At 62.6% G+C, this 16,115-nt stretch carries 14 protein-coding genes; 1 reads left to right on the top strand and 13 read right to left on the bottom strand.

What is annotated here, in order from left to right; all coding sequences use genetic code 11:
* Positions 1-34 precede the first annotated feature (34 nt).
* From phoB to AB6804_RS12360, 10 genes are all read right to left on the bottom strand, one after another.
* On the bottom strand, positions 35-736 hold the full coding sequence (phoB, locus tag AB6804_RS12405) for a phosphate regulon transcriptional regulator PhoB (RefSeq protein WP_244794381.1): 702 nt from the start codon (positions 734-736) through the stop codon (positions 35-37).
* Between the two features lie 39 nt (positions 737-775).
* A complete protein-coding gene (gene phoU / locus AB6804_RS12400; protein ID WP_370886693.1) occupies positions 776-1,480 on the bottom strand; it encodes a phosphate signaling complex protein PhoU in 705 nt (234 codons plus the stop codon).
* A gap of 41 nt (positions 1,481-1,521) precedes the next feature.
* Positions 1,522-2,397 carry a phosphate ABC transporter ATP-binding protein PstB gene (gene pstB, locus AB6804_RS12395; protein ID WP_370886692.1) on the bottom strand — a complete coding sequence of 292 codons (876 nt, stop codon included), beginning with the start codon at positions 2,395-2,397 and terminating at the stop codon, positions 1,522-1,524.
* Positions 2,398-2,412: 15 nt separating this feature from the next.
* Positions 2,413-3,246 carry a phosphate ABC transporter permease PstA gene (pstA, locus tag AB6804_RS12390; protein WP_370886823.1) on the bottom strand — a complete coding sequence of 278 codons (834 nt, stop codon included), beginning with the start codon at positions 3,244-3,246 and terminating at the stop codon, positions 2,413-2,415.
* A 50-nt stretch (positions 3,247-3,296) separates the two neighbouring features.
* Positions 3,297-4,280, bottom strand: a complete 984-nt coding sequence (gene pstC, locus AB6804_RS12385) for a phosphate ABC transporter permease PstC (RefSeq protein ID WP_035959549.1) — start codon at positions 4,278-4,280, stop codon at positions 3,297-3,299.
* Between the two features lie 118 nt (positions 4,281-4,398).
* The gene (gene pstS, locus AB6804_RS12380) at positions 4,399-5,430 is read right to left on the bottom strand and encodes a phosphate ABC transporter substrate-binding protein PstS (protein WP_035959550.1); all 1,032 of its coding nucleotides are present in this window, start codon (positions 5,428-5,430) and stop codon (positions 4,399-4,401) included.
* A 205-nt stretch (positions 5,431-5,635) separates the two neighbouring features.
* The gene (glmM, locus tag AB6804_RS12375; protein WP_370886691.1) at positions 5,636-6,994 is read right to left on the bottom strand and encodes a phosphoglucosamine mutase; all 1,359 of its coding nucleotides are present in this window, start codon (positions 6,992-6,994) and stop codon (positions 5,636-5,638) included.
* 100 nt (positions 6,995-7,094) lie between these two features.
* Positions 7,095-7,907 (bottom strand): dihydropteroate synthase, encoded by an 813-nt coding sequence (gene folP / locus AB6804_RS12370; RefSeq protein ID WP_370886822.1) that lies wholly within the window; start codon positions 7,905-7,907, stop codon positions 7,095-7,097.
* A gap of 178 nt (positions 7,908-8,085) precedes the next feature.
* The gene (ftsH, locus tag AB6804_RS12365) at positions 8,086-9,972 is read right to left on the bottom strand and encodes an ATP-dependent zinc metalloprotease FtsH (protein ID WP_035959554.1); all 1,887 of its coding nucleotides are present in this window, start codon (positions 9,970-9,972) and stop codon (positions 8,086-8,088) included.
* 173 nt (positions 9,973-10,145) lie between these two features.
* Positions 10,146-10,820 carry an RlmE family RNA methyltransferase gene (locus AB6804_RS12360; protein WP_035959555.1) on the bottom strand — a complete coding sequence of 225 codons (675 nt, stop codon included), beginning with the start codon at positions 10,818-10,820 and terminating at the stop codon, positions 10,146-10,148.
* 327 nt (positions 10,821-11,147) lie between these two features.
* Between AB6804_RS12360 and AB6804_RS12355 the strand changes: the two genes are divergently transcribed.
* Positions 11,148-11,687 carry a YhbY family RNA-binding protein gene (locus AB6804_RS12355; protein WP_035959556.1) on the top strand — a complete coding sequence of 180 codons (540 nt, stop codon included), beginning with the start codon at positions 11,148-11,150 and terminating at the stop codon, positions 11,685-11,687.
* Between the two features lie 52 nt (positions 11,688-11,739).
* Here AB6804_RS12355 and AB6804_RS12350 read toward each other — a convergent pair whose 3' ends face one another.
* The 3 genes from AB6804_RS12350 to carB all read right to left on the bottom strand — a co-directional run bounded on the left by AB6804_RS12350 (position 11,740) and on the right by carB (position 16,100).
* Positions 11,740-12,255, bottom strand: a complete 516-nt coding sequence (locus AB6804_RS12350; protein WP_370886690.1) for a DUF4149 domain-containing protein — start codon at positions 12,253-12,255, stop codon at positions 11,740-11,742.
* Positions 12,255-12,731, bottom strand: coding sequence for a transcription elongation factor GreA (gene greA / locus AB6804_RS12345; protein ID WP_035959558.1), 477 nt, complete (start codon positions 12,729-12,731; stop codon positions 12,255-12,257). The genes AB6804_RS12350 and greA overlap by 1 nt, the downstream gene beginning before the upstream one ends.
* A gap of 114 nt (positions 12,732-12,845) precedes the next feature.
* On the bottom strand, positions 12,846-16,100 hold the full coding sequence (gene carB, locus AB6804_RS12340; protein ID WP_370886689.1) for a carbamoyl-phosphate synthase large subunit: 3,255 nt from the start codon (positions 16,098-16,100) through the stop codon (positions 12,846-12,848).
* Between the last annotated feature and the right edge of the window lie 15 nt (positions 16,101-16,115).

Here is a 16,115-nt window from a genome sequence, read left to right as displayed (position 1 = left end):
ATGAGCGCGATTGCACGCCACGCATGCGCGGGCGTCACGCGCCCTTGGCCAGCCGATAACCGCTGCCGCGCACCGTTTCGATCATAGCATCGCAACCGGCGGGCTTGAGCGCGGCGCGCAGGCGCTTGATATGGACATCGACCGTTCGTTCTTCGACGAACACATGATCGCCCCAGACCTGATCGAGCAGTTGCGTGCGGCTGTGCACCCGCTCCGGATGCGTCATGAAGAAATGCAGCAGGCGGAATTCGGTCGGGCCGAGATCGAGCTTGATGTCGTTGCCCGAATGACTCGCAGCCACGCGATGCGTCGCCGGATCGAGGCGCAGGCCGTTGATCGCGACGACGTCTTCGGTCAGCTGCGGCGCGCGCCGGCGCAACACCGCCTTGATGCGCGCCATCAGTTCCTTCGGCGAGAAGGGCTTGGTGACGTAATCGTCCGCGCCGATTTCGAGGCCGAGCACCTTGTCCTGCTCGTCGCCGCGCGCGGTCAGCATGATGATCGGAATATGCTTCGTGCGCTCGTGATTGCGCAACTCGCGCGCGAACGTGACGCCCGACTTGCCCGGCAGCATCCAGTCGAGCAGCACGAGATCGGGCAGCACGTCGCTGATGAGGTTTTGCGCCTGCTCCGCGTTGTACGCGCGAATCGGGCAATGTCCCGCATGTTGCAGGTTCACCGCAATGAGTTCGGAGATCGCGGGTTCGTCTTCGACGACGAGGATACTGCTGGGCATCGGCACCTCTTTGACCTTTTGCTTGAAGTGAAAGGAGGATTAGCTGAGCGCTTCGCGTTCGAGCTGGTCGCGCGAGATATGGCGTACGTCGGTCCCCTTCACGATGTAGATGATGAACTCCGCGATGTTCTTCGCGTGATCGCCGATTCGCTCCACCGCCTTCGCGATGAACAGGTAATCGAGGCCCGCCGAAATGGTGCGCGGGTCTTCCATCATGTACGTGACGAGCTTGCGCACGAAGGCGCGGAATTCTTCGTCGATGGCTTTGTCGTCGCGCACGATCTGGGCGGCGGCGACGGTATCCAGACGCGCGAAGGCATCGAGCGCGCGGCGCAGAATCGACACCGCCATTTCGCCCGACAGCTTGATTTCCGCGATATTCACGGTGCGTCCCGCGCCGTCTTCGTTGATGCGCTTTACGCGCTTCGCGATCTTCTCGGCTTCGTCGCCGGCGCGTTCGAGATTCGTGATGGTCTTCGAGATCGCCATCAGAAGACGCAAGTCGCGTGCGGCCGGCTGACGGCGCGCGATGATGTTGCTGCACTCCTCGTCGATCTCGACTTCCATCATGTTCAGGCGCGCTTCCGCGGCGATCACCTGGTCGGCGACCTCGATATTGAACTCATTCAGCGCGTGCATCGCCGAGACGATTTGCGACTCCACGAGACCGCCCATTGCCAGCACTTTCGACGACACCGCGTTGAGATCGGCGTCGAACTGACTCGACAGATGTTTATCGGACATATTCTGCTCCTGTTCCTTTCGTGCGATTGGCTGCGCGCGCTTCAGCCGAACCGGCCCGTGATGTAGTCTTCCGTCTCCTTGCGGGCGGGCTTGATGAAGATCTTCTCCGTATCGCCGAATTCGATCAATTCACCAAGGTACATATAAGCAGTGTAGTCCGAGCAACGCGCCGCCTGCTGCATGTTGTGAGTGACGATCACCACGGTGTAGTCGTTCTTCAGCTCCGCGATCAGTTCTTCGATGCGGCCCGTCGAGATCGGGTCCAGCGCGGAGCAAGGTTCATCGAGCAACAGCACTTCCGGGCGGATCGCGATGCCGCGCGCGATGCACAGGCGCTGCTGCTGGCCGCCCGACAGTCCGTAGCCGCTTTGCTGCAGCTTGTCCTTCACTTCGGTCCAGAGCGCGGCCTTCGTCAGCGCCCATTCGATCCGGTCATCCATCTCCGAGCGCGACAGCTGCTCGAACATCTTCACGCCGAACGCGATGTTGTCGTAGATGGACATCGGGAACGGCGTCGGCTTCTGAAACACCATGCCGATGCGCGCGCGCAGCAACGAGATGTCGCGCGTGGTCTCCAGCAGGTTCGCGCCGTCCATCAGGATTTCGCCTTCCGCGCGCTGCTCGGGGTAGAGCGCGTACATCTTGTTGAACGTGCGCAGAAGCGTGGACTTGCCGCATCCCGACGGACCGATGAACGCCGTCACCTTCTTCTCGGGAATGCGCAGGTTGATGTTCTTCAGCGCGTGATACTTGTTGTAGAAGAAGTTGAGGTTGTTGACCTCGATCTTCGGCTTGATGGAATCGGCCGGCTGCGAGGCGTGCGTCGGGCGCACGCTGCCGGGCACCGGACCGCGTTCGATGCTCGCGTTGCCGGCCTTCGATTCAAGGTGGTTGACACCACTTTCGACCAGATTCATGGAATCACTCCGCCCTTATTTCTTCGTGAAGATCGCACGCGCCAGGATATTCAGACCCAGCACGCCGAGCGTAATCAGGAACACACCGGCCCACGCGAGCACTTGCCATTGCGGGAACGGGCTCATCGCGAACTTGTAGATCGTCACCGGCAGATTCGCCACCGGCTGATTCATGTCCAGCGAGAAAAACTGGTTCGACAGCGCCGTGAAGAGAAGCGGCGCGGTTTCCCCGGCGATGCGCGCAACCGCGAGCAGCACCCCGGTGACGATGCCGCCTACCGACGCTTTCAGCGTGATCGACATCACCATCTTCCACTTCGGCGTGCCGAGCGCGAACGCCGCTTCGCGCAGCGCGTTCGGCACGAGCTTCAGCATGTTCTCCGTGGTGCGGATGACGATCGGAATCTGCAGCAGCGCGAGCGCGATGACGCCCGCCCAGCCGGAGAAACGCCCCATCTTCGCGACGACGAGCGCATACACGAACAAGCCGACGACGATCGACGGTGCAGACAGCAGGATGTCGTTGATGAAGCGCGTGATGTTCGCGAGCCAGCGCTTTTGCCCGTATTCCGCGAGATAGACGCCCGCGAGAATGCCGAGCGGCGTGCCGACGCATGTCGCGAGCACGACGAGCATCAGGCTGCCGACGATCGCGTTCGCGAGACCGCCGCCATCGGTGTTCGGCGGGGGCGTCGATTGCGTGAACAGATCCATCGACAAGCCGGAAACGCCGAGCTTCAGCGTCGTGAAGAGAATCCACACGAGCCAGAGCAGGCCGAAGGCCATCGCCGCGAGCGACAGCGTCAGCGCGATCGCATTGGTGCCGCGGCGGCGGCGCTGCAGCTTCATGCGCGTCGCTTGCACGCGGTCGTGGTCCTGATCGAACGTGGCGGGACGGTTCACTTGACACCCTCCCCGCGTTCCATGCGCAAGAGCATCAGTTTGGAGAGCGCGAGCACGAAGAACGTGATGACGAAGAGAATCAGGCCAAGCTCCATCAACGCCGATGTATGCAGGCCAGGGCTTGCTTCCGCGAACTCGTTGGCGAGCGCGGACGTGATGCTGTTGCCCGGCGAAAACAGCGACACGTTATCGAGCAGATTCGTGTTGCCGATCACGAAGGTCACGGCCATCGTCTCGCCGAGCGCGCGGCCGAGACCGAGCATGACGCCGCCGATCACCCCGGCGCGCGTGTACGGCAACACGATCTTCCACATCACTTCCCAGGTCGTGCAGCCGATGCCGTATGCCGATTCCTTCAGCAGCACGGGCGTGACTTCGAACACGTCGCGCATCACCGATGCAATGTAGGGGATGATCATGATCGCGAGAATGACGCCCGCGCACAGAATGCCGATACCGATGGGCGGTCCCTGAAACAGCGCGCCGATCACGGGCACGCCGCCAAGCACGGCGCCGAGCGGCTTCTCGAAGTACTTCGCGAAGATCGGCGCGAACACGAGCAGGCCCCACATGCCGTAGACGATCGACGGAATCGCCGCGAGCAGTTCGATCGCGACGCCGAGCGGACGGCGCAGCCAAGCCGGCGACAGTTCCGTCAGAAAGAGCGCGATGCCGAAGCTGACCGGCACTGCGATGATGAGCGCAATGATCGACGTGGCGAGCGTGCCGTAGATCGGCACGAGCGCGCCGAAGCTGTCGCTGGGTGGATCCCAGTCCGCGCGCCACAGAAAGCTGAGCCCGAACTTTTCGATGGTCGGCATCGACGCGACGAGCAGCGAAACGATGATGCCGCCGAGCAGAAGCAGCGTCACCACCGCCGCGAGCCGCGTGATGCCGCCGAAGATGATGTCGCCGATACGGCCAGGGGCGCGCTGCGCGTGCGCCGCCGGAGGTGCCGACGCGAGGTTGGTGTCCGACATGGGAGCCTTGGTTACGCTGCGTGTCAGACCGCGCGGCGGCTTCTGGCGCGCCGCGCGGCTTGTTGTTGCTGCTGTCCCGCCAGTGCAGCTTAGGACAGTTTCAAACTGCGCGTACTGCTTACTCCGCGACCGGCTTGCCCGACGCGTCCTTCACCTTCGCCTTCCATTGCGAGCGGATTTCCGCCACGACCGATTCCGGCAGCGAGATGTAGTCCAGATCGTTCGCCGCCTGACCGCCGTTCTTAAACGCCCAGTCGAAGAACTTCAGCGTCTCCGCGCCCTGCGCCGCCTTGTCCTGCGTCGAATGCAGCAGCACGAAGGTCGCGCCGACGATAGGCCATGCGTCCTTGCCCTGTTCGTTCGTCAGGATCTGGTAGAACGACTTCGACCAGTCCGCGCCCGCAGCCGCTGCCTTGAACGTCTTCGTTTCCGGCTCGACGACCGTGCCCGCCGAGTTCTTCATCCCGACGTAGGTCATCTTGTTCTGCTTCGCGTACGCCCATTCGACGTAGCCGATCGCGCCCGGCAGACGCTGCACGAAAGCCGCGACGCCGTCGTTGCCTTTGCCGCCCGTGCCGGTCGGCCAGTTGACCGTCGAACCCTCGCCGACCTTCGACTTCCACTCGGTGTTGACCTTCGACAGGTAGTTCGTCCAGATGAAGCTCGTGCCCGAGCCGTCCGCGCGGCGCACGACAGCGATGTCCGTATCCGGCAGCTTGACCTTCGGGTTAAGCGCGGCGATCGCCGGGTCGTTCCACTTCTTGATCTTGCCGAGATAGATGTCGCCGAGCACTTCACCCGACAGAATCACTTCGCCCGCCTTCACGCCGGGGACGTTGATCACCGGCACGACGCCGCCGACCACCGTCGGAAACTGGAAGAGACCGTCCTTTGCAAGCTGGTCGTCCTTCAGCGGCGCGTCCGAGCCCGCGAAATCGACGGTCTTTGCGACGATCTGCTTGATGCCGCCCGAAGAACCGATGCCCTGGTAGTTGACCTTGCCGCCGCCGCTTTTCTGATACGCGTCTGCCCACTTGGTGTAGATCGGAGCTGCGAAGGTACTGCCCGCGCCGGTGATATCGGCCGCTTGCGCAGAGATGGCGAACATTGCGCCAATCACGGCAGCCAGCGCGGTGTGCATCAATTTCATGAGACCTCCAGAGTTGTGAGCATGTGTACGTCACGGCGAAATATAGGCGGAGTCTGTGACAGTAATATGACGTTTGGTGATGCTTCCGTGACAGCGGTCTTACGAATCGAAAGCCGGTCGGGCGATCACTCGTCAGCCGGCTGCGGACATAAAAAAAGCGGGCCGAAGCCCGCTTTCTTGCGAAGTACGCGCGTTTCCGGAACGTCTACGAAGTCACCTCTTTCACGACCTGCGCAATCGTTTCCGCGTGCCGAACGGCGTCTTGCTGCGCGGCGGCTTCCACCATCACGCGCAACACCGGCTCGGTCCCCGATGCGCGGATCAGCACACGTCCATGCGAGTCGAGCGCACGCTCGGCCTGCTCGACCGCGCGTCGAATCTCGTCGCTCTTTTTCCAGTCCGCGCCGGGACTCATGCGCACGTTGATCAGCTTTTGCGGGAAGAGGCTCACGCCGTCGAGCAATTCGGCGATCGACTTGCCGCTGCGCTTGATCGCCGCCAGCACGAGGAGCGCGGAGACGATGCCGTCGCCGGTTGAATGCCTGTCGAGCGACAGAATGTGACCCGAGCCTTCCGCGCCGAGTTGCCAGCCGTGCTCGCGCAGTTTTTCGAGCACGTAGCGGTCGCCGACCGCGGCGCGCACGAACTGCACGCCCGCCTCTTTCAGCGCCACCTCGACCGCCATGTTGGTCATCAGCGTGCCGACCGCGCCTTCCACTTTGCCGTGTGTCGCGATGCGGTCCTTCACCAGCACATAGAGCAACTCGTCGCCGTTATAAAGACGGCCGGTCGAATCGACGATCTGCAGGCGGTCCGCGTCGCCATCCAGCGCGATGCCGATGTCCGCGTGGTGCTCCTTGACCGCGCGAACGAGCGCATCGGGCGCGGTTGCGCCGACGCCGTCGTTGATATTGAAGCCATTCGGCGACACGCCGATCGGCACGACTTCCGCGCCCAGTTCGTGGAATACGTGCGGCGCGACGTCATAGGCGGCGCCGTGTGCGCAGTCCAGCACGATCTTCATGCCGCGAAGATCGAAGCTCGCGGGGAACGTGCTCTTGCAGAACTCGATGTAGCGCCCGCCCGCGTCGTCGAGACGGCGCGCTTTGCCGAGGCGCTCGGACGGTGCGCATTCCATCGGCTGCTCGAGCTGCGCTTCGATCTGCAATTCGACCTCGTCGGGCAGCTTGTTGCCGTCGGCGGAGAAGAACTTGATGCCGTTGTCGTCGTACGGATTATGCGACGCGCTGATCACCACGCCCGCCGAAAGCCGCAGCGCCCGCGTCAGGTACGCGATGCCGGGCGTCGGCATCGGGCCGGCCAGCATCACGTCGACGCCTGCCGCCGAGAAGCCGGATTCGAGCGCGGCTTCGAGCATGTAACCCGAGACGCGCGTGTCCTTGCCGATCAGCACAGTCGGCCGGTTGCCCTTCTGCGGCGACCGGTCCGCGCCGGCGAGCACCTTGCCGGCTGCATAGCCGAGCTTGAGGACGAAGTCCGGCGTGATCGGGGCCGCGCCCACGCGTCCACGGATGCCGTCAGTTCCAAAGTATCGTCGTGCCATCGTTGTTTGACCCTCCTCGCGGACTTTTGGCGCCTGTTGTGGTCCGCGGTGTTTGTTGACTACGCTGCCAGCGAGCGCCTGCGCGGCAGTCCTGCCCGTTTCAAAGCCGGTTTGAATGATGCCCGCGACGGGCTGCGTCCTGGGTGGCCCGCCAGACTTTCAATGCGTCGACGGTTTCCGCGACATCGTGAACGCGGATGATCGCCGCGCCACGCTCCGCCGCGCACACCGCCGCCGCGAGACTCGCGGGCAAGCGCTCGCCCGCGCCGCGCCCGGTCACGCCGCCGAGCATCGACTTGCGCGACATGCCAGCCAATAATGGGAAATGCGTGCCGTGGGGCAACGTCGCCGGAAGTTCGGCAAGTAGCGTGTAATTATGCCCGATCGTCTTGCCGAAACCGTAGCCGGGATCAAGGCTGATACGGTCCGCCGACCCACCGGCCGCGTTCAACGCGGCGACGCGCTCGACGAAGAAATCACGCACCGAAGCGACGACGTCGTCGTAGACCGGCTCGTGGAGTTGCATCGTGCGTGGCTCGCCAAGCATGTGCATCACGCACAGGCCGCATTGGCTGCCGGCGACGGCTTCGATCGCGCCTTCCTGACGGAAGCCCCAGATGTCATTGATCATGTCCGCGCCCGCATCGAGGACGGCTCGCATGACGGCGGGCTTGTAGGTGTCGACGGAAATCGGCACACGCACCGCATGCAGCGCTTCGACGATCGGCACCACGCGCGCCAGTTCCTCGTCGAGCGATACCGGCGGCGCACCGGGACGCGTCGACTCGCCGCCTATGTCGATCATGTCGGCGCCATCGGCGATCATCTGCTCGGCGCGAGCGAGGGCGGCGTCGCGCGACAGGAAGCGGCCGCCATCGGAGAACGAATCCGGCGTGACATTGAGAATGCCCATCACCAGCGGACGGTCGAAGCGGAGCGTGAAACGGCCGCATTGCAGCGGCTGCGCGGAAACGAGAGGTTCGGAGGAGGTAGTCAAGCGATGCCTGCAAAGCAAGTGATGAAACGCGAGCCTTAAAGCAAAAATGGGCCGGCGTGCAGTGCACACCGGCCCATTGTCAGACTCGGAGAAGTTATGCCGGCGCTGTCGCGTTGCCCGGTTTGACTTCGTTGCCGCTATTGCCGCCCGACGGCGTGTCGCCGGACGGAGGCGGCAGGTTCTTCGGCGGACGCGGCGGACGATTCGCCATGATGTCGCTAATCTGGTCTGCGTCGATGGTTTCCCACTCGAGCAGCGCCTTGGTCATGGCTTCGACCTTGTCGCGGTTGTCTTCCAGCAGCTTACGGGCGAGCGCGTATTGCTCGTCGAGGATACGGCGGATTTCCGCGTCGACCTTCTGCTGCGTGGCTTCCGATACCGACTTCGCACCCATCTTGCCGAACATGCCGTTTTCTTCGGTATCGACGTACACCATCGTGCCGAGGACGTCCGACATGCCGTAACGCGTCACCATGTCGCGCGCCATCTTCGTCGCGCGCTCGAAGTCGTTGGAAGCACCGGTCGACATCGAGTTCATGAACACTTCTTCCGCTGCCCGGCCGCCGAACAGGATCGCAATTTCTTCCAGCATCTTGTCGCGATACAGGTTGACGCGGTCATGCTCCGGCAACTGCCACGTCACGCCTAAAGCCCAGCCGCGCGGCATGATCGTGACCTTGTGCACCGGATCGGCGTGCGGCAACAGCTTCGCCACCACCGCGTGACCCGACTCGTGATACGCCGTGTTGCGACGCTCTTCCTCGCGCATGACAGCCGACTTGCGCTCCGGACCCATGAAGATCTTGTCCTTCGCGTCTTCGAAATCCTGCATCTCGACGATGCGCTTGCCCCGACGCGCCGCAAACAGCGCCGCTTCGTTGACGAGGTTCGCGAGGTCCGCGCCCGAGAAGCCCGGCGTGCCGCGTGCGATCACCGATGCATCGACGTCGTTTGCAATCGGCACCTTGCGCAGGTGCACCTTCATGATGTGCTCGCGACCGCGAATGTCCGGCAGACCGACATACACCTGGCGGTCGAAACGGCCCGGACGCAGCAGCGCCTTGTCCAGCACGTCGGAACGGTTCGTCGCGGCGATCACGATAACGCCCGAATTCGCCTCGAAGCCGTCCATTTCGACGAGCATCTGGTTCAGCGTCTGCTCGCGCTCGTCGTTGCCGCCGCCCATGCCAGCGCCGCGATGACGGCCGACAGCGTCGATTTCGTCGATGAACACGATGCAAGGCGCATGCTTCTTCGCCTGCTCGAACATGTCGCGCACGCGCGCCGCGCCCACGCCGACGAACATTTCCACGAAGTCCGAACCCGAGATGCTGAAGAACGGCACCTTCGCCTCGCCGGCGATGGCGCGAGCCAGCAGCGTCTTACCCGTGCCCGGAGGCCCGACCAGCAGCACGCCGCGTGGAATGCGTCCGCCCAGCTTCTGGAATTTCTGCGGATCGCGCAGGAAATCGACCAGTTCCGAAACTTCTTCCTTCGCTTCGTCGCAGCCAGCTACGTCGGTGAAATTGATTGCGTTGTTGTTTTCGTCGATCAGCCGCGCCCGCGACTTGCCGAACGAGAACGCCCCGCCTTTGCCGCCGCCCTGCATCTGTCTCATCATGTAGAACCAGAAGCCGATGATCAGAATGGTCGGCCCGAGGTAGTAAAGCGCGGAGACGAGCGCGTTCGGTTCATCGTCAGCCTTGCCGCTGACCTGAACGCCGTATTTCATCAGGTCGCCGACCATCCAGATGTCGCCGGGAGAGACGATCTGGTATTTCTGGCCGTCGTTCGGAGTGACCGTGAGATTGCGGCCCTGAACGGTAACGTTCTTGACCTTGCCGTTCTTCGCGTCGTCCATGAACTGCGAATACGACACGCCTTCCTGGACGCGGGGCTTATCGAACTGCTTGAACACCGTAAACAGCACCAGTGCGATCACGAGCCACACTGCCGCTTTAGAGAACATATTGTTGTTCAAAGCACCACTCCTCACTCATAGACGGGCGCCTACATAAACCTTGCAGCGCCACCAAAGCATTCTAATCCAGACCGCTAACCCCTGCCATAAGGTTTATCTACCGTCTAAATAGCGGCAGATGGTCTTTTTTCGGCATATTCGGCGAAAATATCGCTGATTTTCGCCGAGGCAGTCTAAACGGGTCCCGCAGCCGGATGTTTGAGCCGCCGCCCGAGAATAAAAGTCTCGGACGACTTGTCCCGAGAGGCCTTGGGCTTGCGCGGCGCCACCACTTTGAACTGGTGCTTGAATTTCTCGACGATCTGGCTATAACCGCTGCCATGAAAACATTTGACTAGCAGCGCACCTTCCGGTTTCAGGTGGTTTTGCGCGAATTCGAGCGCCAGGTCGCAAAGATGCTCGATCCGCGCCGCATCCGCACTTGCCACGCCTGAGAGGTTTGGGGCCATGTCCGAAATAACAAGGTCCACCTGACGCTCGCCGACGAATTCATTTAGCTGGGCGAGCACCGCATCATCGCGAAAGTCGCCCTGAATAAACGTCACGTCCGCGATCGGCTCCATGGGCAGAATATCGAGCGCGATGATCGTGCCGTCGATGCCGCCCTCGCGCTGCGCATCGCGCTTCGAGCCCTGAGCGAGCTTGTTGCGCGCGTACTGGCTCCAGCTGCCGGGCGTCGAGCCGAGATCGACGATCACCTGACCGGGCTTGATGAGCTTGTCCTGCTCGTCGATCTCCTTCAGCTTGTACGCAGCGCGTGCGCGATAGCCCTCGCGCTGCGCCATCTTCACGTAGGGATCGTTGATGTGGTCATGCAACCACGAATGATTGAAGCGATTTTTTGCCATTCAAACTGAACTCATGCTGCGCGCGTGCGCGCTCGCGGGTGTGTTGCTGTTGCGCGCCGGACGTGGCGCGGATGCGTGTACTGTGACGGTTGCGCGGTAATCTTGCTGCAACGCGCGATGCTTTTAGCGGATAATACGCGTTTTGTCGGCCGGAACGTTTCCGCGGGCGCTCCATGCGCCCGGCAATCGCGTATCCGGCCTATTTCGTTTGTGCGGCGATAAAACGCGCTGCGCCAGATCGTTCCGGTACGGGCTTTTCGCCCTTCGCGTTTCAGCATGCCGCCTGGCGCCAAGCGCCGCCCATTTTAGTCGAGTCCCAAATTTCTCATGCCAGCTCTTGAACTCTCCCCTGCCCAACGCTCCGACCTGCGCTCCCAGGCTCACGCGCTCAAGCCCGTCGTGCTCGTCGGCGCGGAGGGTCTGACGGACGCCGTGCTGAAGGAAATCGGCGTGCACCTCGATGCGCATCAGCTCATCAAGATTCGCGTGTTCGGCGACGAGCGCGAAGCCCGCGTCGCAATCTACGACGAAATCTGCGATCGCCTGAACGCTGCGCCGATCCAGCATATCGGCAAACTGCTCGTGATCTGGAGGCCGGAAGGCGCCGCGCCCGCGAAGACCCGCGGCGAACGCACGCGCAGCACGATGCCGCCGAGCGCCGCCGAAGCGGCGGAGCGTCCTGCCAAGGGCCGCGCGCCGCGCATCGTCAAGGCCGTGAAGATCACGCGTGACGCGCCTGCCGTCAAAAAGCCGCGCAAGCAGACGTTGAAGGTGCTCGGTAACGAACGCGTCACGGCGGGCGGCAACGTCAAGCGGGCGAAGAAGCGTCAGGCCGGTTCGAAGCGTCAGCACCAGGCGGTGAAGTAATCGTACGGCGCGGCGTCGAACACGACGCTCGCGCCGTATTGGCGAACAGCGCTCAGCTTCTTGCGCGTTTGGCTGCCATTTTCGCCGATTTGTTCTTCGGCACGATGGCGGTCGGCGCGTTGCCCGGCAAGCGCCACACCAGCGCGATGCCGAACAGGCACTGAACCATATAGATGGCGCTCGAGATGCCATGCAGGATGCCGAACTGCTTCGCGTACGGGGAATCGGCCAGTGCGACGCCCGACTCCTGCGCGGCCACTCGCAGCGACTCCATGAACGGCTGCAACGCGAAGTAGCCGGCGAGCACGCACCCGAGCATCACCGCGACAATCCACCGCACACGCTTGTAATCAGCGATGCCGCTTTTCACGAAGCGATTGCCGATCAGAATCAGAATCAGCGCGCTCGCCACGCCGACGAACGCTTCGATGCGGAAGTATTGCGCGGCGACCGATCCGGCGGCCGCGCGATCGAGCATCGAAAAGAGAACGGGGGCGGCGACGAGGCCGAGGGTCAGCAGGCTGCCGACCCAGATCATCGTCACGAAGCGAAAGAGCCGGTGCGCCATCAGACGTAACGAACCGCGATGATTTCATACTCGCGCGCGCCGCTTGGCGCTTGCACCGACGCCACGTCGCCTTGCGACTTCGAAATCAGCGCCCGCGCGATCGGCGAACTGACCGAAATAAGGCCGTGATCGATGTCGGCTTCATCGTCGCCGACGATCTGATACGTGACCGTATCGCCGGATTCGAGGTCTTCCAGTTCCACCGTCGCACCGAACACGACGCGGCCATCGGCGTCGACCGTCGTCGGGTCGATCACTTGCGCGGCGGCCAGCTTGGATTCGATCTCCGCGATGCGGCCCTCGATGAAGCCCTGCTTTTCCTTCGCGGCGTCGTATTCCGCATTTTCGGACAGATCGCCCTGCGCGCGCGCTTCCGCGATCGCATTGATGACCGCCGGACGCTCGACAGCCTTAAGGCGTTGCAATTCGTCGCGCAGCAACTCCGCGCCGCGCTTCGTCAAGGGAATCGTGCTCATAGACAACCCAGAAACAAAAACGTCAAAAAAATTACCGCGGTTAAGCGCATCTCCCCGAGACGAGGAGACGCCGCTTAACCGCGGCTCGTGATGCTTGGACCAGTAATCGAAGCCTTAGTTTAGGCGAGCATGCAAGCCTTGTAAATCATAGACTTCCAAATCGCGCATGTAACGCAAGCCTTCCACCGCCGCGCGCGCGCCCGACATGGTCGTGTAGTACGTGACCTTGTTGGCCTGGGCGCTCATGCGGATGGAACGCGAATCGGCGATGGCGGCGCGGGTTTCGTCGACGGTCGTGAAGACGAGCGCGATCTCGCCGTTCTTGATCATGTCGACGATATGCGGCCGGCCGTCCTTCACCTTGTTGACGACCTTCACCGGCACGCCCGCCGCTGCGATAGCCGCCGCCGTGCCCTTGGTCGCGACGATCGGATAGCCGAGCTCGTGCAGCATGCTCGCCACTTCGACGGCCTTCGGCTTGTCGGCGTCCATCACGGTGATGAGCACCGTGCCCGACTCCGGCAAGCGCGAGCCCGCCGCCAGTTGCGACTTGAAGAGCGCTTCGCCGAAGGTGCGGCCTACGCCCATCACTTCGCCGGTCGAGCGCATTTCGGGCCCGAGCACCGGATCGACCGCCGGGAACTTGATGAACGGAAACACGGCTTCCTTCACGCTGAAGTACGGCGGCACGACTTCCTTCGTCACGCCTTGCTGCGCGAGCGTCTGGCCGACCATCGCGCGAGCGGCGATTTTCGCGAGCGGCAGGCTCGTCGCCTTCGACACGTAAGGCACCGTGCGCGATGCGCGCGGGTTCACTTCGAGCACGTAGATGATGTCCTTCTTCGAGCCGTCGTCCTGCGGAACCTGCTGGATCGCGAACTGCACGTTCATCAGGCCGATCACGTTCAGCGCCTTCGCCATCGCGGCGGTCTGGCGCTTCAGCTCGTCAACGGTTTCCTTCGACAGCGAATACGGCGGCAGCGAGCAGGCCGAATCGCCCGAATGCACGCCCGCCTGTTCGATGTGCTCCATCACGCCGCCGATGAATACGGCCTCGCCGTCCGAGATGCAGTCGACATCGCATTCGATCGCATCGTTCAGGAAGCGGTCGAGCAGCACCGGCGAGTCGTTCGATACCTTCACGGCCTCGCGCATGTAGCGCTCGAGATCGCGCGGCTCGTGGACGATTTCCATCGCGCGGCCGCCCAGCACATACGACGGACGCACGACCAGCGGATAACCGATTTCCTCGGCCAGCGCGAGCGCTTCTTCTTCGGCGCGCGCCGTGCGGTTCGGCGGCTGGCGCAGATCGAGATCTTTCAGCAGTTGCTGGAAGCGCTCGCGGTCTTCTGCTGCGTCGATCATGTCCGGCGACGTGCCGATGATCGGCACGCCGTTCGCTTCGAGATCGAGCGCGAGCTTGAGCGGCGTCTGGCCGCCGTACTGCACGATCACGCCGACCGGCTTTTCCAGATCGACGATTTCGAGCACGTCTTCGAGCGTCAGCGACTCGAAGTACAGGCGATCCGACGTGTCGTAGTCAGTCGAAACCGTTTCCGGATTGCAGTTCACCATGATGGTTTCATAGCCGTCTTCGCGCATCGCGAGCGCGGCATGCACACAGCAGTAGTCGAACTCGATGCCCTGCCCGATCCGGTTCGGCCCGCCGCCGAGCACCATGATCTTCTTCTTGTCCGTCGGATTCGCTTCGCACTCTTCTTCGTACGTCGAGTACATGTACGCGGTCTTCGTCGCGAACTCGGCCGCGCAGGTGTCGACGCGCTTGTACACCGGACGCACCTTCAGTTCGTGACGCTTCTTGCGCACGTCGGCCTGGTTCGAACCGGTCAGCTTCGCCAGGCGCCGGTCGGAGAAGCCGCTGCGCTTCAGATACAGCAGTTCGTCGCGGCTCAGGCTTTCGAGGGTGCGGCCTTCGAGCGCCTTTTCCTTCAGGATGATCTGCTCGATCTGCGCGAGGAACCACGGGTCGATCGACGTTTCCTCGAAGATTTCCTCTTGCGAGAGACCGAGGCGGAATGCGTCGCCGAGATACCAGATGCGGTCCGGACCCGGCTCGCCGATTTCGCGGATCACTTCGTCGCGGCTCGTGGTCTTTTCGTCGAGCCCGTCGACGCCGACTTCCAGACCGCGCAGCGCCTTCTGGAACGACTCCTGGAACGTGCGGCCCATCGCCATCACTTCGCCGACCGACTTCATCTGCGTGGTCAGGCGCGAATCGGCCTCGCGGAATTTTTCGAACGCGAAACGCGGCACCTTCGTCACGACATAGTCGATGGTCGGCTCGAACGATGCCGGCGTCTGGCCGCCAGTGATCTCATTCTTCAGTTCGTCGAGCGTATAGCCGCAGGCAAGCTTCGCCGCGACCTTCGCGATCGGAAAGCCGGTTGCCTTCGACGCCAATGCGGACGAACGCGACACGCGCGGATTCATTTCGATGACGACCATCCGGCCGTCCTTCGGATTGATTGCGAACTGCACGTTGGAGCCGCCCGTGTCCACGCCAATTTCGCGTAACACCGCGAGCGACGCGTTACGCAGGACCTGATATTCCTTGTCGGTCAGCGTCTGCGCGGGCGCGACGGTGATGGAATCGCCGGTGTGGACGCCCATCGGGTCGAGGTTCTCGATGGAGCACACGATGATGCAGTTGTCCTTCTTGTCGCGGACGACTTCCATCTCGTACTCTTTCCAGCCGAGCAGCGATTCTTCGATCAGCAGTTCGCGCGTCGGCGAAAGATCGAGACCGCGGCGGCAGATTTCCTCGAACTCTTCCTTGTTGTACGCAATGCCGCCGCCCGAGCCGCCCAGTGTGAACGACGGGCGGATGACGGTCGGATAACCGCCGCTGCCGGTGACTTCGGCGATCTGCGCCTGCACCGCGAGCGCTTCTTCCATCGAATGCGCGATGCCCGATTTGGCCGAACCGAGGCCGATCTTCGTCATCGCGTCCTTGAACTTCTGACGGTCTTCCGCCTTGTCAATGGCTTCCGGCGACGCGCCGATCAGTTCGACGTTGTACTTCTCCAGCACGCCGTGATGGAACAGGTCGAGCGCGCAATTCAGCGCGGTCTGGCCGCCCATCGTCGGCAGGATCGCATCAGGGCGCTCTTTCGCGATGATGCGCTCGACCACTTCCCACGAGATCGGCTCGATATAGGTGACGTCCGCCGTGTTCGGGTCGGTCATGATCGTCGCCGGATTGCTGTTGACGAGGATGACCTTGTAGCCTTCCTCACGCAGCGCCTTGCACGCCTGCGCGCCCGAATAGTCGAATTCGCACGCCTGGCCGATGATGATCGGGCCCGCGCCGATGATGAGGATGCTCTTGATGTCTGTGCGCTTCGGCATAACTGCTCTCGATGT

The sequence above is a fragment of the Caballeronia sp. RCC_10 genome (assembly GCF_041360715.1).
Lineage (GTDB): Bacteria > Pseudomonadota > Gammaproteobacteria > Burkholderiales > Burkholderiaceae > Caballeronia > Caballeronia grimmiae.
This window is presented reverse-complemented; position numbering and strand designations above follow the sequence as displayed.